The sequence below is a fragment of the Pseudomonas azerbaijanorientalis genome, from assembly GCF_019139795.1.
Lineage (GTDB): Bacteria > Pseudomonadota > Gammaproteobacteria > Pseudomonadales > Pseudomonadaceae > Aquipseudomonas > Aquipseudomonas laurylsulfatiphila.
Genome location: NZ_CP077078.1, coordinates 819928 through 839536 on the forward strand (window position 1 = coordinate 819928; position 19609 = coordinate 839536).

At 61.5% G+C, this 19609-nt stretch carries 14 protein-coding genes; 1 reads left to right on the top strand and 13 read right to left on the bottom strand.

Annotation, left to right across the window (positions count from 1 at the left end; translation table 11 throughout):
* Positions 1-12: 12 nt before the first annotated feature.
* From KSS91_RS03595 to gcbA, 13 genes are all read right to left on the bottom strand, one after another.
* Complete coding sequence (locus tag KSS91_RS03595; protein ID WP_217837073.1) at positions 13-2790, bottom strand: hybrid sensor histidine kinase/response regulator; 2778 nt, start codon at positions 2788-2790, stop codon at positions 13-15.
* A gap of 100 nt (positions 2791-2890) precedes the next feature.
* Complete coding sequence (gene purD, locus KSS91_RS03600) at positions 2891-4186, bottom strand: phosphoribosylamine--glycine ligase (protein ID WP_095964762.1); 1296 nt, start codon at positions 4184-4186, stop codon at positions 2891-2893.
* 189 nt (positions 4187-4375) lie between these two features.
* A complete protein-coding gene (gene purH / locus KSS91_RS03605; RefSeq protein ID WP_015093300.1) occupies positions 4376-5983 on the bottom strand; it encodes a bifunctional phosphoribosylaminoimidazolecarboxamide formyltransferase/IMP cyclohydrolase in 1608 nt (535 codons plus the stop codon).
* A gap of 82 nt (positions 5984-6065) precedes the next feature.
* The gene (gene fis / locus KSS91_RS03610) at positions 6066-6386 is read right to left on the bottom strand and encodes a DNA-binding transcriptional regulator Fis (protein ID WP_015093301.1); all 321 of its coding nucleotides are present in this window, start codon (positions 6384-6386) and stop codon (positions 6066-6068) included.
* The gene (gene dusB, locus KSS91_RS03615) at positions 6383-7393 is read right to left on the bottom strand and encodes a tRNA dihydrouridine synthase DusB (protein ID WP_015093302.1); all 1011 of its coding nucleotides are present in this window, start codon (positions 7391-7393) and stop codon (positions 6383-6385) included. The genes fis and dusB overlap by 4 nt, the downstream gene beginning before the upstream one ends.
* A 184-nt stretch (positions 7394-7577) precedes the next feature.
* Positions 7578-8831 carry a DUF3426 domain-containing protein gene (locus KSS91_RS03620; RefSeq protein WP_217837074.1) on the bottom strand — a complete coding sequence of 418 codons (1254 nt, stop codon included), beginning with the start codon at positions 8829-8831 and terminating at the stop codon, positions 7578-7580.
* Positions 8832-8861: 30 nt separating this feature from the next.
* The gene (prmA, locus tag KSS91_RS03625; protein ID WP_015093304.1) at positions 8862-9740 is read right to left on the bottom strand and encodes a 50S ribosomal protein L11 methyltransferase; all 879 of its coding nucleotides are present in this window, start codon (positions 9738-9740) and stop codon (positions 8862-8864) included.
* A 273-nt stretch (positions 9741-10013) separates the two neighbouring features.
* Positions 10014-11372 (bottom strand): acetyl-CoA carboxylase biotin carboxylase subunit, encoded by a 1359-nt coding sequence (gene accC / locus KSS91_RS03630; RefSeq protein ID WP_095964765.1) that lies wholly within the window; start codon positions 11370-11372, stop codon positions 10014-10016.
* A 17-nt stretch (positions 11373-11389) separates the two neighbouring features.
* Positions 11390-11854, bottom strand: a complete 465-nt coding sequence (accB, locus tag KSS91_RS03635; RefSeq protein ID WP_007971363.1) for an acetyl-CoA carboxylase biotin carboxyl carrier protein — start codon at positions 11852-11854, stop codon at positions 11390-11392.
* A gap of 24 nt (positions 11855-11878) precedes the next feature.
* Complete coding sequence (gene aroQ / locus KSS91_RS03640) at positions 11879-12334, bottom strand: type II 3-dehydroquinate dehydratase (RefSeq protein WP_217837075.1); 456 nt, start codon at positions 12332-12334, stop codon at positions 11879-11881.
* 132 nt (positions 12335-12466) lie between these two features.
* Complete coding sequence (locus KSS91_RS03645) at positions 12467-14215, bottom strand: protein-disulfide reductase DsbD (RefSeq protein WP_217837076.1); 1749 nt, start codon at positions 14213-14215, stop codon at positions 12467-12469.
* 171 nt (positions 14216-14386) lie between these two features.
* Positions 14387-16333, bottom strand: coding sequence for a methyl-accepting chemotaxis protein (locus KSS91_RS03650; protein ID WP_217837077.1), 1947 nt, complete (start codon positions 16331-16333; stop codon positions 14387-14389).
* A gap of 52 nt (positions 16334-16385) precedes the next feature.
* A complete protein-coding gene (gene gcbA / locus KSS91_RS03655) occupies positions 16386-18056 on the bottom strand; it encodes a diguanylate cyclase GcbA (protein WP_217837078.1) in 1671 nt (556 codons plus the stop codon).
* Positions 18057-18539: 483 nt separating this feature from the next.
* Between gcbA and KSS91_RS03660 the strand changes: the two genes are divergently transcribed.
* Positions 18540-19607, top strand: a complete 1068-nt coding sequence (locus KSS91_RS03660; protein ID WP_217837079.1) for a DUF2333 family protein — start codon at positions 18540-18542, stop codon at positions 19605-19607.
* Positions 19608-19609 lie beyond the last annotated feature (2 nt).

Below are 19609 nucleotides of genomic sequence, written 5' to 3' on the forward strand. Positions count from 1 at the left end.
CAGTCTGTCGGCTCAGGACGTTTGGGTCGTTGCGCGATTCTGCTGGTCACGCTGGGCGACCCAGTGTTCGATCAATTCACGCAGTTGTGACAGTTCGACCGGTTTGGCCATGTGTCCGTCCATACCGGCCTGGCGCGCACGCTCTTTGTGTTCGGCCAGGATGTGGGCGGTCAATGCCACCACGGGGGTACGGACCCGCTGGTTGCCGACTTCCCAGGCACGCAATTGCTGGGTGGCCGAGAAGCCGTCGAGGATCGGCATTTCGCAGTCCATCAGCACCAGGTCGTAACGCTGGGCTTTCATCGCCTGCAAGGCTTCTTCGCCGTTGCAGGCGGTATCCGGTTGCAGGTTGAGCTTGCTCAGCATGCCGCGGATCACCTTGGTCGAAATGCTGTTGTCTTCGGCCACCAGAATGCGGAAATCGCTGGGGACCTTGACCGGCGGGGGCGGGCCGCTTGGCGGTGATTGCGTGACGACCAGGCCTTTGTTGCGTTGGGTCAGTTCGTCGGCCAGGGTGGTCTTGAGGGTGTAGCCGGCCACCGGTTTGGCGAGGATGCGCTTGATGCCGGAGTTGCGCGCAATGATCTTGCTCGGCGCATTGCTGATGCCGGTGAGCATGATCAGCAGGATGTCATGGTTCAGGCTCGGGTCTTCCTTGATCTTGGCCGCCAGTTGCATGCCGGTCATGCCGGGCATGTTCTGGTCCAGCAGGACCACATCGAAGTAATCGCGCAAATGCGCCTTGGTGCGCAGCAGTGCCAGCGCTTCCTTGCCGGAAGGCGCGGCGCTGACGTTAAGGCCCCAGGCGCTGCATTGCTGCACCAGCACCTTGCGACAGGTGTCGTTGTCGTCCACCACCAATACCCGTGCACCTTGCAGCGGGCCATCGAGGTCGGAGGTCGGGTGCTCGAGGCGATCCGGATCCAGTGGCAGGGTCAGCCACAGGGTGCTGCCCTGGTTGCTGCCACTCTTGATTCCGAATTCCCCTTGCATCAAGCGTATCAGTTGCCGGGCAATCACCAGGCCCAGGTTGCCGCCCAGGTGGGTGGCCGACAGAAAATGCCGGCTGTGCAGTTCGGCGTGCATCAGGGCGTCGCGCTCTTCGGCGTCCATCGGCTCGCCGCTGTCCTGCACGGCGATACGCAGGCGCGGTTTGGAGTTGCGCTCGTCGAGCGCCACGACGATCAGGACTTCGCCTTCATCGGTTTTTTTCAGGGCGTTTTCGAGCAGGCTCAACAGGGTCTGGCGCAGGCGTGTCGGGTCACCGCTGATCACTCTAGGCACTTGCGGCTGGATGAAGCTGATCAACTCGACGTTTTGCTGCTCGGCCTTGGCGCGGAAAATGCTCAGGCAGTCTTCGATCAGTGCGTTGAGGTCGAACTGCACATCGTCCAGTTCGATCTGCCCGGACTCGAGTTTGGAAATGTCGAGAATTTCGTTGATCAGTGTCAGCAGCTCGTTGCCGGCGCTGTGGATCGTCTGCACATAGTCGCGTTGCTTGACCGAAAGCGGTGTGCCCAACAGCAGCTCGGTCATGCCGAGAACACCGTTCATCGGGGTGCGGATTTCATGGCTGATCTTCGCCAGGAACTCGGCCTTGGCGTTGATCTCGGCATTGCTGGCCGCCAGGTCGCGGCTGATGCTGAAACGGTCTTCGGTGATGCGGCGCTGGCGCTCGCTCAACGCGATGCTCATCAGCAGGCCGCTGATGCAGATGAATACCAGCAAGGTGGTGATCAGGCCATGGGGTTCGACCAGGGTCAGCCCCAACAGCGCAGGCAGGATGACCAGGGTCCCGAGGTTGAATACCACCATGGCCGCCACGAAGAGGCGGGCCGGGCGATAGCCTTTTTGCCAGTGATAGGCGCTGATGAACAGCATGGTCAGGCCAGCCAGGGCTACCAGGCCGTAGGTAATGAAGTTCAGCGGCAAGGTATTGACGAACAGCAGCATCAGGCCGCAGGCGGTGATCAGCAGGACTTCGCCGAGCAGCAACCGGTTCAGCGGGTGCGGCCCGAGCGGGGAGAAGAAGCGATAGGCAAGCATCAGGCCGCAGGGCGCCGTCAGCAGTAATGTCAAGTAAGCCCCCGGCGTCTGCAGTGCGGGCCAGTCCGGTAGCCAGGGGCCGGCGAGGTTCAGCAACAACAGCAGGCTGAGCATCAGCAGTCCTTCACACGCTGCCAGCCAGAGGGCGCTGTGCGAGCGGGTGTAGGCGTAGCGGATGAGGTTGTGCAGGATCAGCATGGCGATGCAACCGAACAGCAGGCCATAGATCAGCGTCTGGTTCTGGTTGGCAGCCGCGATGACCGCCGATTGCAGGGTGATGTAGGGTCGTAACTGGTGGTCGGAGGCCAGTCGCAGGTAGACGTCCAGTGGGCTGTCGCTTTGTGGCAGGGGCAGCATGAAGTCGCTGCTGGGCAATGGACGCTCGGATTGGGGTTGATCGTTGCCCGTGCTGGATTGGTCGATCAGCTTGTCGCCGTCCAGTACGTACATGTTGAACTGGCGCAGATCAGGCGCGAACAATCGCAGCACCTGTTCGTGCTTGCCCGGTGCAAGCTTGAATCGCAACCATAGCGCTCCATCGGGTTCAGCCGCGGTAATGCGGTCGAGTTCGATGGGGCTGAATTGATTGGTGTAGCGTGCGGAACGGATGTCGCTCAGTTGCAGATCGCCCTGTTCGTCGAGCAATACCGCCCAGCCACTGCCTTGCGCGGCCTGGGCCGGTAGCATGCAGAGCAGGGTCAGCAATGTGACGGTTAAGCTTATGGCAATCCTGAGCCAGCGCACGGCGAAATCCCTTCGATAGGTTGATGCCAGAGTATAACGATGCGCGGCGCCGGAATAGCCAGGCAATGAACCGTGTTCATTGCCTGGCGCGGTGTCTACCTTATTCCTGGCTTTCGCCACGCTCGCGGGCAATGGCGCGGTAGCCAATGTCCTTGCGATAGAAACAACCTTCCCAGTCAATCGTTGCCGCCAGCTTGTAGGCCTGCTGCTGTGCAGCGTCGACGCTGGCACCCATGGCGGTGGCGCACAACACACGACCACCGGCGGTTACTACCTGACCGTCCTTGAGCGCCGTACCGGCGTGGAAAACCTTGCCTTCCAGTGCGGCGGCAGCATCCAGACCCTTTATGGCTGTGCCCTTGGCATAGTCACCAGGATAGCCGCCAGCGGCCAGAACGATGCCAACGCTCGGACGTGGATCCCATTGCGCTTCCACTTTGTCCAGCGCCTGGGCCAGGGCGGCTTCAACCAGCAACACCAGGCTCGACTGCAGGCGCAGCATCACCGGTTGGGTTTCAGGGTCGCCGAAACGGCAGTTGAATTCGATGACTTTTGGGTTACCAGCCTTGTCGATCATCAGGCCGGCGTACAGGAAGCCAGTGTAGACGTTGCCTTCCTCGGCCATGCCGCGCACGGTCGGCCAGATCACCAGGTCCATGACGCGCTTGTGCACGTCGGCGGTGACCACTGGCGCCGGGGAGTAAGCACCCATGCCGCCGGTGTTCGGACCGGTGTCGCCGTCGCCGACGCGTTTGTGGTCCTGGCTGGTGGCCATTGGCAGCACGTTCTTGCCGTCGACCATGACGATGAAGCTGGCTTCTTCGCCGTCCAGGAACTCTTCGATGACCACACGCGAACCCGCATCGCCAAAGGCATTGCCCGCCAGCATATCGCGCACGGCGTCTTCGGCTTCGGCCAGGGTCATGGCGACGATCACGCCTTTACCGGCGGCCAGGCCGTCGGCCTTGATCACGATCGGAGCGCCTTTTTCACGCAGGTAGGCGAGGGCCGGCTCGATTTCGGTGAAGTTCTGGTAGTCGGCAGTCGGGATCTTGTGGCGAGCCAGGAAGTCTTTGGTGAAGGCTTTCGAACCTTCCAGCTGCGCAGCGCCAGCGGTCGGGCCGAAGCAGTCGAGGCCGCGGCTGCGGAACAGGTCTACAACACCGGCAACCAGCGGAACTTCAGGGCCGACGATGGTCAGGGAAACGTTTTTCTCGGCAAAGTCTGCCAGTTGCTCAAGCGCCAGTACGTCGATGGCGACGTTCTCGCACTTGGCTTCGATGGCGGTACCGGCGTTGCCCGGCGCCACGAACACTTTCTGCACGCGCGGATCCTGAGCCACTTTCCAGGCCAGGGCGTGTTCACGGCCACCGCTGCCAATGATCAAAACATTCATTTCAAAAACCTCGGATGACGCTAATTCTGTTTTGGAACCTAAAGCGCTTCACGCCCTAGGAGGTTGCAATGACGCCGGTAGATGCAAGGCGGAGCCCACCTCGATGAGCGGAGTTGCCTTTTGGCAATGAGCATCATCGAGGTGGGCTCCAACGCAGCAGATGCCGGCGTCAGTGCGACCGTTGCCGTATTAGTGACGGAAGTGGCGCATGCCGGTGAATACCATCGCGATGCCGGCTTCGTCGGCCGCAGCAATCACTTCAGCATCACGCATCGAGCCGCCTGGCTGGATCACGGCAGTCACGCCCGCCTTGGCCGCATTGTCCAGACCGTCGCGGAACGGGAAGAATGCGTCGGAAGCCATCACCGAACCGGCTACCTGCAAGCCGGCATGTTCTGCCTTGATGGCAGCAATGCGCGCCGAGTTCACGCGGCTCATCTGGCCGGCGCCGACACCGATGGTCTGGCGATTCTTGGCGTAGACGATGGCGTTGGACTTCACGTACTTGGCGACTTTCCAGGCGAAGATCAGGTCGTTGATTTCCTGTTCGGTCGGTGCGCGCTTGGTCACCACTTTCAGGTCGTCGGCGCCGATCATGCCGATGTCGCGGCTCTGCACCAGCAGGCCACCGTTGACGCGTTTGTAGTCCCAGGCAGCGGCGCGGTCAGCCGACCACTCGCCACAGGCCAGCAGGCGTACGTTGGCTTTTGCGGCGACAATGGCGCGGGCTTCTTCGCTGACGCTCGGAGCAATGATCACTTCGACGAACTGGCGCTCGACGATGGCCTTGGCGGTCTCGGCGTCCAGTTCGCGGTTGAAGGCGATGATGCCGCCGAAAGCGGATTCGGTGTCGGTGGCGTAGGCCAGGTCGTAGGCCTTGCGGATGCCGCCTTCGGCGTCAGGGCTGACAGCCACGCCGCACGGGTTGGCGTGCTTGACGATCACGCAAGCCGGCTTGACGAAGCTCTTCACGCATTCCAGCGCGGCGTCGGTGTCGGCCACGTTGTTGTACGACAGTTCCTTGCCTTGCAGCTGGGTCGCGGTGGCGATGCCGACTTCGGCAGGCTTGGCTTCCACGTAGAACGCCGCGCTCTGGTGCGGGTTCTCGCCGTAGCGCATTTCCTGGGCCTTGATGAACTGGCTGTTGAAGGTACGCGGGAATTCGCTGCGGCCTTCTGTGCTCAGGGTGTCAGCCGCCTGGTTCACGGTGCCCATGTAGTTGGCGATCATGCCGTCGTAGGCGGCGGTGTGTTCGAACGCCTTGAGCATCAGGTCGAAGCGCTGTGCGTAGGTCAGGCCGCCGGCCTTGAGGTTTTCAAGGACGCTGGCGTAATCGCTGGCATTGACCACGATCGCTACGTCTTTATGGTTTTTCGCGGCCGAACGAACCATGGTCGGGCCGCCGATGTCGATGTTCTCGATGGCAGTCGGCAGGTCGCAGCCTGGCTTGTTGATGGTGGCTTCGAACGGGTACAGGTTGACTGCGACCAGGTCGATCGGCTTGATGCCGTGTTCGTTCATGATCGCGTCGTCGATACCGCGACGACCGAGGATCCCGCCGTGGATTTTCGGGTGCAGGGTTTTCACCCGGCCGTCCATCATTTCGGCGAAACCGGTGTAATCCGCGACTTCCACTGCGGCAACGCCGTTGTCCTGCAGCAGCTTGAACGTCCCGCCGGTGGAGAGGATCTCGACGCCCAGGGCTTCAAGCTCCTTGGCGAATTCGAGGATCCCGGTCTTGTCGGAAACGCTGATCAAGGCGCGGCGGATCGGCAGGCGGGTAGTCTGGTCGGTCATCTCAATTTCCATCAAAAGCAAAGGAAGTCAGCAAAAAAGGCGACCGGTTTTACGCGGGCGCCTTTCTGGTTTGATTGAATGCTTACAGCAAATCGTACTGCTTGAGTTTCTTGCGCAGCGTGCCCCGGTTCAGTCCGAGCATCTCGCTGGCCTTGGTCTGGTTGCCCTTGACGTAGTTCATCACGCATTCGAGCAGGGGAGCCTCGACTTCGGAGAGCACCAGGTTGTACACATCAGTGACGGCAGCGCCCTCAAGGTGGGCGAAATAATTGTGCAGCGCCTTCTCGACACTCCCGCGAAGGGTCTGGCCCTCTTCGCTCGGTGTATTGAGGTGCTGTTTCAAATTCACGTTGTCGCTCACGGGTGTTGTTCCACTCACTAAAGTCTCGGTCATCATCGTCATGCGGCCACCCACTCTCCGTCCCCTGTCAGGCTCTTGTAACGCTCGGCGAAAAACGCCCGAACGTTGGCGCATTGTGTATCCGTACCATCCAAACGATTGAAGTGGGCGCGAAACTCCCTGGCGCCCGGCAGGGTTGCGAGATACCAGCCCACATGCTTTCGAGCAATGCGTACACCCATGACATCGCCATAGAAGGCGTGCAGGGCAGCCAGATGCTCTAGCAGGATGCGTTCCACCTCGATCAGTTCCAGCGCCGGGAGTTTCTCGCCGGTACGCAGGAAGTGGTCGATCTCGCGAAAAATCCATGGCCGCCCCTGGGCAGCCCGGCCAATCAACAAACCATCGGCACCGGTCGCGTCGAGCACGTACCGGGCTTTTTCCGGTGAATCGATATCGCCGTTGGCGAAGACCGGAATCGACACCGCCTGCTTGATCGCGGCAATGGTGTCGTACTCGGCAACACCTGTGTACAGGTCGGCACGGGTGCGGCCATGCACTGCCAGCGCCGTAATGCCTGCCTGCTCGGCGATCTTCGCCACCGTCAGGCCGTTCTTGTTGTCCCGGTCCCAGCCGGTCCGGATCTTCAGGGTAACCGGCACATCGACCGCAGCCACGACGGCCTGCAGGATCTCGGTTACCAGGGTTTCATCCTTCAGCAGTGCAGAACCGGCAGCCTTGTTGCAGACTTTCTTGGCCGGGCAGCCCATGTTGATATCAATAATCTGCGCGCCCATTTCAACGTTGGCACGGGCAGCGTCCGCCAGCATCTGCGCGTCCCCACCGGCGATCTGTACCGAGCGTGGCTCGGGATCACCTGTGTGGATCATGCGCATTCGCGACTTGCGGGTGTTCCACAAACTCATGTCGCTGGTGACCATTTCCGAGACGACCAGTCCCGCGCCCAAGCGCTTGCACAGCTGACGAAAGGGCTGGTCGGTGACACCCGCCATGGGGGCGAGAATCAAGCTGTTATGCAATGTGTATGGGCCGATGCGTACCGCCGACATAGGACTTCCCTGTTGTGGGGCCGGATCATGAGAGTTCGAAAAAGGGTGGGCATGATACCCGCTCTCGATGACTGGATAAAGGCTGAATTGAACAAAATCTGAACAGTTATTCTGTTATTCCCCGTGGTTTGGTTGGCCAGGGGGAGTCAGAAAGCCGACTTCAATCGGGGAGCGATGAAGCGTTTCACTCCGGAGAGTGGAAGCTCAGACTGTAGTTCACGGCCTTGGCGCCGGGGTCGAGAATGTCCAGGGCGATGTGGATCGGCGTCTGCGGAGGCATTTCCGCCATGCCTTCGAGATCGCCATTGAGGTACTCGCCGGGTTTGAAGCGGCGACTGGCGATCAGGTGGCCATTGAGGTCGGCGAAGCGCAGTTCCAGCAGCGGGAAGGGCTGGGAAAAGGTTGCGCGGTTATAGATGATCGCATCGACCACCAGCGCGCCATTGAATTCAGGATGGCTGCGCACCACCAGGTTGCTGCTTTTGATTTTTGCAATGTCGACTTTGGAGGGCACCGTGCAGCCGATTTGCGGGCACAGTTGCTGGAACCACGGGCGATATTGATCCTGTCTCGCCAGTTCGTCGAAATGGTAGGCGATGTACTGGCCGGCGAGCGCGCCAGCGGCAATCAGCACCAGCAGCAACCACAACAGCCGTCGGCCCCAGGGCGAGCGGCGTTTTTGCCAGTCCAGTTGCAGCGGGTCGTCGGTCAGGTCTTGCAGCACTTCGGCACGCGGGCCCGTCTCGCTGCGTTCGCGTCGCTTGCGCAGCGGTTCGATCGAGGGCAGGTTGTCGTCGATTTCGTTCTCGTCGGCGGCCGACAGGCGTTCGTGGTGCAGCGGCGCATCGAGTGGGTCATGCAAGCGCAACTGGGGTGGTTGCAGTTCGTCGTCGAGATCGACCGGTTCCAGGGACAGCGAAGGTTCGGTGCGCGAGACTTTGCCCGGTTCAACCGTCGGCTCTGGCGATTCAAGGTGGTCTAACGGTTCGTCGACTTGCGCGCGATCGGCCGCCGACTCACTGAACAGGCTGTCGGGCCAGGGCTCCTCGTCATCCTGCCTGGTGCTGTCGCGACGGGCGCTCAGCGAGTCGTCGCGATGGCGGCCGAGCTCGGTGGCTGGCTGGATTTCCCGCTGTTCGAGCCGGGCGAGTTCTTCGTCGAGGTCGAGACTGTCCAGGTCCAGTTCAGTCGCGCTCCATTGCTTTTGGCTGATGGCGCGTGGTGCCGATGGCTCGAGCGGTTCGGCAGGCTGCACAGGCGGTAACGGCGCCGCTACCGGTGGTTCCTTGCCGGCCTGCTCAAGCAATTGCCTGGCGGCATTGAACACCTGCAGGCAGGAGCCGCAGCGAACCACGCCGCGAGCCACGCTCAATTGGGCATGGCTGACGCGGAAGCTGGTTTGGCAATGCGGGCACTGAGTGACGAAGCTATCGGTCATGCGGCGTTCCGGATTATGCAGGCGGCCATTCTAGCGCCGACGGCCAGTGATGCGCACCCAGCCATCGCGATTGGCGATCGGATCCAGATCGAAGTCCTTGGCGTAGGCGGCAGCGACTTCGTCACCCTGTTCGGCGAGGATGCCCGACAGCGCCAGGCGACCGCCCGACTTGACCAGGCCGGACAGCTGCGGCGCCAGGGAAACCAGCGGGCCGGCGAGAATGTTGGCCACCAGCACGTCGGCCTGCACCTGCGGCAGGTCTTGCGGCAGGTACAGCGGGAACAGGTGTTCGGCGATGTTGTTGCGCCCGGCGTTGTCGCGGGAGGCTTCCAGCGCCTGCACGTCGATGTCGGTGCCCACGGCTTCCCTGGCGCCCAGCAACAGCGCGGCGATCGCCAGGATCCCCGAACCGCAGCCGAAGTCCAGCACGTTGCAGTCTTTCAGGTCCTGACCGTCGAGCCATTCCAGGCACAGTGCGGTGGTCGGGTGGGTGCCGGTGCCGAACGCCAGGCCCGGATCAAGTAACAGGTTCACTGCGTCAGGTTCCGGCGCGGCGTGCCAGCTCGGCACGATCCACAGGCGCTGGCCGAAACGCATTGGCTGGAATCCGTCCATCCAGCTGCGTTCCCAATCCTGGTCTTCGATGACTTCGCTGTGGTGTTCAGGCAGCGGGCTGCCGGTCAGCAGCTCCAGGTGGGCCAGTACCGGGCCGGGCTCGGTGCCACCTTCGAACAGGGCCAGCAGGTGCGTGTGCGACCACAGCGGCGTGGTATTGAGTTCCGGCTCGAAGATCGGCTGGTCTTCGGCGTCCATGAAGGTCACCGACACGGCGCCGACTTCAAGGAAAGCGTCTTCATAGGTTTCGGCTTGTTCTGGGCTGATGGCGAGACGTACTTGCAGCCAAGGCATGGCGGGCACCTTTGAAAAATGTTGATTGCAGCCAGGCGGGCTGCGAGAAGGACGCAAGTTTACGCGAGAGCGGGGCTTTTGTGGGAGTCCGCTGTGCCTGTGGGAGCGGGCTTGCTCGCGAATGCGTACTGTCTGTCACATTGATGTTGGATGTGCCGACGTCTTCGCGGGCAAGCCCGCTCCCACAGGGATTGTGCAAAGCCACCTATCTGATGAAATGTCCAGATACAACAAAGCCGCCCAGAGGCGGCTTTGTCATGTGCCAGCTAAAGCTTAGTGCTTCTCGCCAGCCAGCTTGTGCTCGAGGTAGTGAATGTTCACGCCCCCTTTGCAGAAGCCTTCATCGCGGGTCAGGTCGCGGTGCAACGGGATGTTGGTCTTGATCCCGTCAACCACGATCTCGTCCAGCGCATTGCGCATGCGCGCCATGGCTTCGTCACGGGTTGCGCCGTAGGTGATCAGCTTGCCGATCAACGAATCGTAGTTCGGCGGAACGGCATAACCACTGTACAGGTGCGAGTCGACGCGAACGCCGTTGCCGCCTGGAGCGTGGAAATGCTTGACCGTGCCAGGGCTCGGCATGAAGGTTTTCGGGTCTTCGGCGTTGATCCGGCATTCCAGCGCGTGACCGCGGATGACCACGTCATCCTGGGTGAACGACAGCTTGTTGCCGGCGGCGATGCTGAGCATCTCCTTGACGATGTCGATACCGGTGACCATTTCCGAAACCGGGTGCTCTACCTGGACACGAGTGTTCATCTCGATGAAGTAGAAACGACCGTTTTCGTACAGGAACTCGAAAGTGCCTGCGCCACGGTAGCCGATGTCGATGCACGCCTTGACGCAGCGTGCGAGTACTTCCTGGCGTGCGTTTTCGTCAATGCCCGGTGCCGGCGCTTCTTCAAGAACCTTCTGGTGACGACGTTGCAGCGAGCAATCGCGGTCGCCCAGATGGATAGCCTGGCCCTGGCCATCGGAAAGAACCTGGACTTCCACGTGCCGTGGGTTGGTCAGGAATTTCTCCAGATAGACCATCGGGTTGCCGAACGCCGCGCCTGCTTCGGAGCGGGTCAGTTTCGCCGAGGAAATCAGGTCTTCTTCCTTGTGCACAACGCGCATGCCGCGACCACCGCCGCCGCCAGCGGCCTTGATGATCACCGGGTAACCCACTTCGCGACCAATGCGCAGAGCGGTTTCTTCGTCTTCCGGCAGCGGGCCGTCAGAACCCGGAACGGTCGGTACGCCAGCTGCGATCATGGCGTGCTTGGCCGATACCTTGTCGCCCATCAGGCGAATGGTTTCGGCTTTCGGGCCAATGAACGCGAAGCCGGATTTCTCGACCTGTTCGGCGAAGTCGGCGTTTTCCGCAAGGAAGCCGTAGCCCGGGTGAATGGCGGTGGCGCCAGTCACTTCGGCTGCGGCAATGATTGCCGGAATGTGCAGGTAGGAGTGGGCGGCCGATGCCGGACCGATGCAGACGGATTCGTCTGCCAGGCCCAGGTGCATCAGTTCCTTGTCGGCCTTGGAGTAAACGGCGACGGTCTTGATGCCCATCTCTTTGCAGGCGCGCAGGATCCGCAGGGCGATCTCACCGCGGTTGGCGATCAGAACTTTTTCCAACTTCGCAGTCATCAAAGGCTCTCCGCGGTTCAAACGATGGTGAACAGCGGTTGGTCGTACTCAACCGGCTGGCCGTCTTCGACGAGGATGGATTCGATCACACCGCTGGTTTCAGCTTCGATGTGGTTCATCATCTTCATGGCTTCAACGATGCACAGGGTGTCGCCTTTCTTCACGGTCTGGCCGACTTCAACGAAGGACGGCGAGGTTGGCGAAGACTTGCGGTAGAACGTACCGACCATCGGCGAACGGGCAACGGTGCCGTTCAGCGCTGGTGCGGCGGCGGCAGCAGGTGCGGCAGCGGCAGCCGGAGCAGCGGCAGCGACAGGCGCGGCAGCCGGAGCAGGCATTGGAGCCGGCGCGTAGTACTGCTGAGCCGGGGTCTTGCTATGACGGCTGATGCGTACGGACTCTTCGCCTTCCTTGATCTCGAGCTCGTCGATGCCGGACTCTTCCAGCAATTCGATCAGTTTCTTAACTTTACGGATATCCATGAATCATCAACTCCCAAGGGTCGGTCAGGGGCGGTTAACTTGTTGTTCAAGTTGTTCCAGGGCGGCCTCCAGGGCCAGTCGATAACCGCTGGCGCCAAGGCCGCAGATCACTCCCACCGCTACGTCGGAGAAGTAAGAGTGATGGCGGAAAGGTTCGCGTTTGTGCACGTTCGACAAATGCACTTCGATGAATGGGATGCTCACCGCCAGCAGCGCGTCACGTAATGCGACACTTGTATGTGTAAAAGCTGCCGGGTTGATCAAAATGAAGTCCACGCCTTCGCTGCGGGCAGCGTGAATACGGTCGATCAATTCGTACTCGGCATTGCTTTGCAGGTGCAGCAGATGGTGACCGGATTCGCGGGCACGGCGTTCCAGGTCCTGGTTGATCTGCGCCAGCGTCGTGGCGCCGTAGGTGCCCGGTTCACGAGTGCCGAGCAAGTTCAGGTTGGGTCCGTGCAGAACCAGTAGGGTCGCCATCGGCTGTTCCTTTATTTTCCGTGAGCAATTGTCAGAACCCGGCGACTATGCCGCAAAGCCTTTGTGACTGTCCAGTTCTCTGCAATAGGCAGCACGATGACCGATGTTTGCGCGAAATATATGACTGCTTGATTAAATGCGGTCATTCGCCCTGGTAACACGTTCGGCGAAGTCCCTGGCGTTGATCTCGCCGATCACCCGCACATCGGCGCGTTCGACGCCGTCCTTGCCGAAAAACATCAGGGCCGGGGGGCCGAACAACTGGTAGCGGTCGAGCAAGGCGCGTTGCTCGGCGTTGCTGGCGGTGATGTCGAAGCGGATCAGCCGGTAACCCTTCAGGCGTTCGATGACGACAGGGTCGTCCAGCACCTCACGCTCGATGACTTTGCAGCTGATGCACCAGTCGGCATACCAGTCGAGCAGCAGCGGTGTGCCGGAGGCGCGTGCGTCGGCGAGTGCGCGGTCCAGATCGGCTGGCGTGCTGACGGTTTGCCAGGCGCTGGTGTTTTGCGTGGCGCCGCCGTTGGCAACGATACGGGGCTGGCCTATCGGGTTGAACGGGTCGGTCTGGCCGCTGAACGCGCCGTACCAGCAGGCCAGCGCGTAAAACACCAGGAACATGCCGAGCAACTGTCCGAGACGTTTGCGTGGTGGTTTATAGACGAATTCCAGCGCCCCCATGAACAGGCCGACACCGCCGGCCAGCAAACCGATCAGCAGCAAGGTGACCTGGCCCGGCAGGACGCGACTGAGCAGGCCGACGGCCAACCCGAGCAATAGCACGCCAATCGCGTTTTTCACGTAGACCAGCCAAGGACCGCTTTTTGGCAACCAGGCTGCGCCACCGGTGGCCACCAGCAACAGCGGTGCCCCCATGCCGAGGCCGAGCATGAACAGTTTCAGGCTGCCGCCCAGCGCATCGCCACTGGCGCTGATGTACAGCAACGCGCCGGCCAATGGTGCCGAAACACAGGGTGAAACCAGCAAGCTGGAGACCACGCCCAACACCGCGGCGCCCCACAGTGACCCGCCTTCGGTGCGGCCGGCGATGCGGTCCAGGCGACTGCTGATGGCCTGCGGCAGCTTAAGTTCGAAGACGCCGAACATCGCCAGCGCGAACAGCGCAAAAAACATCGCAAAAGGCACTAGCACCCAGGCCGATTGCAGCCGCGCCTGCAGATTGAGCTGGGCACCGAACAGGCCCATCAGCGCGCCGAGCAGGGCAAAGCACGCGGCCATCGGCAGCACGTAGGCCAGTGACAGATTGAAACCACGCCAGCCGCCGACCTGGCCGCGCAGCACTACCCCGGACAGGATCGGCAGCATGGGCAGCACGCAGGGTGTGAACGTCAGGCCCAGGCCCGCGAGGAAAAACAATGCCAGTTCGCGCCAGCGCCATTGAGAAGCCGTCGTCGTCGTCGCGCCGCTGCCGTCGATGCTCAGGCGCTCGGTCTCCGGCGGATAGCACAGGCCTTTGTCGGCGCAACCCTGATAGGTCACGGCCAGGGTGAAGGCCCGCTGATCGGTGCGCGGTAGTTCGACGTCGAGAATGCCGTGGTAGACCTCGACGTCGCCGAAGTACTCGTCGTGCTTTTTCTGGCCATCGGGCAGTTTCGCCGCGCCGAGCACGACTTCGGCCGGATCGGCGCGAAACTGGAAGCGGTGACGGTAGAGGTAATAGCCTTCAGTGGCGACGAAGCGCAGCTTGATCGATTGCGGCGTGCTTTCTACCAGGCTCAACTGGAAGGCTTCGCGCACGGGCAGGAAGTCGGCGCTGTTGTTGATCGAGCCCAAGGTCGAGCTTGGACGATTTTCCAGCAAGCCGGTGGCGCTGGCCGGCAGGGCGAATACTAAAAGCAGCAGGCAGAGCAAACGGCGCATGACAATCTCGCGTATCGGAATAGGGGGGATGATAGCGGACAGCGGCGGGGTGTGCAGGCTGGGAATCTGTGGTGATTGATCTGGCGCCTTCGCGAGCAAGCCCGCTCCCACAGGGGGGGGCGTCGTGCACAAATCAAATGTGGGAGCGGGCTTGCCCGCGATGGCGGCCTATCAGACGCGGAAGGCTTGAACGGCGGTGTGCAATCGCCCACCCAGCACCAGCAGGTTCTCCCCCTGCTCACGACCTTCGCCAATGCGCAGCAAGTTATCCCCACCCAACTGATGAATCCGCTCGCTGTGATCACGAATCTCGCTGACCGCGCCGCTTTGCTGGGCGGTGACATCGGCGATGCGCACCGCCGTGTCGGAAATGGTCTGGATCGCCCCGACGATTTTATCCAGCGCGCCGTCGGCGGCCTGGGCCTGGCTGGCCGTGGCTTCGGCGTGTTCGACCTGGGCACGCATGCCTTCCACCGACTGCCGCGCGGCGGTTTGCAGCCCGGCGATCAGCGTCTGGATTTCTGCCGTGGCCCCGGCGGTCCGTTGCGCCAGTGAGCGCACCTCTTCCGCCACTACGGCAAAGCCGCGGCCCATTTCCCCGGCCCGGGCCGCCTCGATGGCTGCGTTCAAGGCCAGCAGATTGGTCTGGTCGGCGATCGAGCGGATCACCGTCAACACGCCGCCGATGGTGGCCGACTCCTCGGCCAGGTGTTCGATCATTTGCGCATTGCCTTGCACTTCATCCACCAGCGCGTGCAGGCCGGTGAGGCTCAGGCCGATGACTTTCTGTCCGTGCTCCACGGCCAGGCCGGCGTGGCGGCTGGCGTCGGCGGCCTGGCTGGCATCGCCGGCGACTTGCTGAATGGTCGCTTCCAGTTCGCTGAGAGAGTCGCGGATCAGCGCCGTGTCGCCGGCCTGATGTTCTGCTCCGTCATGCAAATCATTGCTCAGGTCGGCCAGGGTGCGGCTGCTGCCGGCCACTTGCTCTGCATTGAGGCGGATGGTCCCTACCAGGTCCACCAGGTAAGCGCGCAGGCGGTTGAGCGAGGCTTCAATGTCATGCAGTTCGCGGTTGGTGTTGCCCAGTTGAATGTCGCGGCTGAAGTCACCTTCGGCCCAGGTCGAAAGGGCCGGGGCGAGGTTGGTCAGGGTCCGGGCCAGTTTGCGTTGCAAGGTGTCGATCAGCAGCGCGATCAACAGAATCAAGCCGATCATCACCCCTTGCATTAGCCGTACTTCACCCTGGATCTGCCCGTGCTGGGCGCGTACCACCGGCTCCAGCCCGGCGATGGCCTGTTGCACGTCGGCGATTTTCAGGTGAGTCGCGGTGCTCAGGTCAGCGCGTTTGCCGATTTGATCGCGGGTGCGCGCGAGCTCGGCCGGGTAGCGGCTGAGCAGGCTGTTGAGCTCTCGCTTGAGGCCGACGCCGGCATCTTCGGCGACGGTTTTTTCCTGGTTCTCAAGACCCATCATCGCGGCGAAATCATCGGTGTTCGATTCGCTGCTGGAGGTCACCCCCAGCAAGGGCAGGGCATCGAGTTTTTCTGCCTGGGTGCGGATGTTGGTCACTTCGCGTTCGACGTCGGCGGCCAGTTCGCTGCGGCCGCGACTGACCAGTTTGTCCCGCGCCAGGGTCAACTTGCCCAGGTGCTGCGATGCGATGAGCAGCGGCGTCAGATAGGCGGCATTGCCACTGGCGTACTGGCTGAGCTGATCGAGACTGGCACCCAGCTCCCGTTCGGCCTGCAGCAGCAGGGCCTGCGGATCGCCGGCCAGTTTGCCGGCTGCCAGCAGGTCGGTTTTGCTGAACTCTTCAAGGGTCGACAGGCTCGGACGCAAGGTCTCGGCCAGGGCGGGTGGCAATTCGCCGAGCTGTTTTTGCAGGCTGTCGATGCCTTGTGCGGCACTGCTCAGGCGCAGGGCATCGCCGCTGCCAAGGTAATCCTCGACGCTGCGGGCGACTTCATTCTGAAACTGCTGCGACAGGCCCAGGTAGCGCTCCATTAATAGATACGGACGCTCAAGGGCTTTTTGCGACCACCACAGCGTGGCGCCGAGGGCCACGCACACAGCCACCAAAAGGAGGGTATTGAGATTGGTCAGCAGCTTCAGGCGCATTAAGGACTACCAACGGCAGAAATGGTAAGCGCCTGAAGTTATTGCGTTTCTGTTACAGGGTTATGACCGTATGGGTCGATTCCGATGAAAAAGTGGCACTTTGCTTTGATGTGCGGGCGGCCTGCACGCGATTGCGTCCGCCGCCCTTGGCGCGGTACAGCGCCTCGTCTGCCAGGCTGGCCATCATCAGGCTGTCGGAGCTTTCGCATAACTCCACCACCCCGGCGCTGAAGGTGCACCACAGGTCCTGGGGTTGAGCGGGGTAGTGAATCTCGGCAAAACGCTGGCGGATTTCATCGAGCACGTTGTAGGCCGCTTCGATATCGGTGTCCGGCATGACGATGGCGAATTCTTCGCCACCGTAGCGGCCGATGAAGTCGGTTTTGCGCAGGCGTTGCTTGAGAAACAGCGCCAGGCTCTTGATCACCCGGTCGCCCATGGGGTGGCCGTGGCTGTCGTTGACCCGTTTGAAATGGTCGATGTCGAGCATGGCAAAGCTCAGTGGCTTGTTCTCGCGACGGGCGCGGAACGAGCAGTCTTCGAGCAATTGCAGGATGTGCGTGTGGTTGTACAGGCCGGTGAGGCTGTCGCGGACCATCCGTGCCTTGAGGTTGCGGGCCCTTGCTGCGCGGTTGCGCACGGTGGTGATCAGGTGCCGGGGCTTGATCGGTTTGGTCAGGAAGTCATCGCCGCCCTCGCTCATGGCGTCGAGTTGCTTGTTCAGGTCGTCTTCGGCCGACAGGTAAATGATTGGCACGCTGACATAACGGTCGTTGTGACGGATCACCTTGGCCAGTTCCGTACCGGTGCAGGCCGGCATGTACATGTCGAGGATGATCAGGTCCGGCTGGAAGTCCGCCAGTTCGGCCATGGCCTGGATCGGCTCGATCAACGTCCGGGTGACGATCCCGGCACTGTTGAGCAGGCGCTCGGTGTGCAGGGCCTGGGCGCGGGAGTCGTCGATGATCAACACTTTATAAGGTTCGTACTGTGCGACGCAGGTCAGGACTTCGATTTTCTCCAGCAGGCTCGACGCTTCGAGGGTGCCGGTGAGGAACTCCTGGCCTCCGGCCCGCACGGCGGCGAGGCGGGTAGGTGTGTCGGTTTCGTGCAGGCTGAAGAACAGCAGTGGCAAGCGATGGTCCAGGCCTTCCTGGGCTTCGGCGGCCAGCTTCAGGCCGACGCCGGGGCCGCTGAAATCCACGTCCATGACAATCGCCGCCGGCAAGCGCTCGACCATCGACGAGCGAAACGCGTCTACGCTGTCCAGGGACTGGGCGCTGAGCCCGAAGAATTCCAGTTGTTTGGCCAGGCGCTCGGCGCGGTCGTGGTCCTGCAGCATCACATAGATGGGCTTGCGCAGTGGCGGCAGGAAGGTTTGATCGAGTTGGTCGCCATGGCGCAGGCCGGTGCGTGACAGGCGCTGCATCAAGCGGTTGAGGTCGGTGATCAGACCGCTGCTCAGGCGTCCGCGGTTGGCGTCGACCGCCTTCAGGGATTGACCGATATGACGCGCCAGTTGCGTGTGTTCCGGTTGCTCGAAGCGCTCGGCGAAACGCAGCAGGCGCAGATTGGCCTCGCTCAGTTCCGACAGGTCGGCGGTGGACCACTCGCTGCGTTGCAGGCGCTGCCATATCTCAAGAATCTGACGAGCCTGATGAATTACCCGCTGGGCAAAGTGGTGCTTGAGGCGCTCGCGGCTGGGGTCTTCTGGCTCGGTCATATCCTGACTACTAGTTAGGGTGCACACTGAGGTCGACTGGTGGCTCTATGCTAGCATCACTTTTCCATTACATGAGTGCTGTACGTCAATAATCTGCAATGCAACCTCATTCAGTTTGTGACCGATCAGTCTGATTTGGCCCTTTAAAGTCGCGGTGTGCGGGGGTGAAACGCTTTATTCAGGGCACTTGGTGGGCGTGGCGCGGTAATTGAAATGTGACTGGCATTTGGAGATTCATGATTTTCCAGCCTCTGCGCAGTGGCCCTTTTTTTCGGTTTCGGGGGGTAGGGGATTCCCTTAGGCGGTAGTTCAGGGCATTAGCCGGATTTTGAAGGTCGTAGCGTCGTCGGGAGACCAGGAACACTTTTCATCCACAAGCCCGGTAATTTTCCGCATCGGTGCATTGGCGGGTGCCGGGCCAAGGCACGTTGTTGTATGGTTGTGGTCGAACCGTTGAACTCAAGAGATTTAAAGGATATCGCCATGCTGGACTGGAAGAACCGCACAGGCAGTGCGCCTGAACGTACTGCTGAACCGAAGTCGGAGGCCCGCAGTTACCTGGGCGGTCTGTTGTTCAGCCGGGCGCTGGCCACTCTGCTGGGCATCTACCTGTTGGTGGCGTGTGTCCTGGGCTGGTACTGGAGCCAGGAGCCGGCACTTTTCCCGGTCCAGCAAACCGCACAACTGGCGGCCGAGAAAGAAGGCAAGCAGATGGTCGTCGGCTACACCACGGTGGAAACCCTCAAGACCGTCGCCGGCACCTTGCTGACCAAGCCAGGCGGCTATATATCCAACGACCGTTTCCCGCCAGGCCTGTGGATGGACAACATGCCGAGCTGGGAATATGGCGTGCTGGTGCAAGTCCGCGACCTGAGCCGGGCGTTGCGCAAAGATTTCGCCCGTTCGCAGTCGCAGTCCGCCGAAGACGCCGACTTGGCCAAGGCCGAGCCGCGTTTCAACTTCGACAACAAGAGTTGGGTGCTGCCATCCAGTGAGTCCGAGTACCAGGAAGGCATCAACTCCCTGAGCCGCTATCAGGCGCGCCTGTCCGATCCGAGCCAGAAGAGCGCGCTGTTCTATGCCCGTGCCGACAACCTGAACAACTGGCTGGGTGATGTCGGTACCCGCCTGGGTTCGCTGTCGCAACGGCTGTCGGCCAGTGTGGGTCGGGTCAAGCTCAACACTGCGCTGAAGACCGAGGTAGTGACACCGGGTGTGGCGCCGCAAGTCGACGAGGAAATCGTCGAAACTCCATGGCTGCAGATCGACAACGTATTCTACGAAGCCCGCGGCCAGGCCTGGGCGCTGTCGCACCTGTTGCGCGCCATCGAAGTCGACTTCGCCGATGTACTGGCCAAGAAAAACGCCACGGTCAGCGTGCGCCAGATCATTCGTGAGCTGGAGGCCTCGCAGGAGCCGGTATGGAGCCCGATGATCCTTAACGGCAGTGGCTTCGGCGTACTGGCCAACCACTCGCTGGTCATGGCCAACTACATTTCCCGGGCCAACGCCGCGGTGATCGATTTGCGTCAACTGCTCAATCAGGGCTGAGT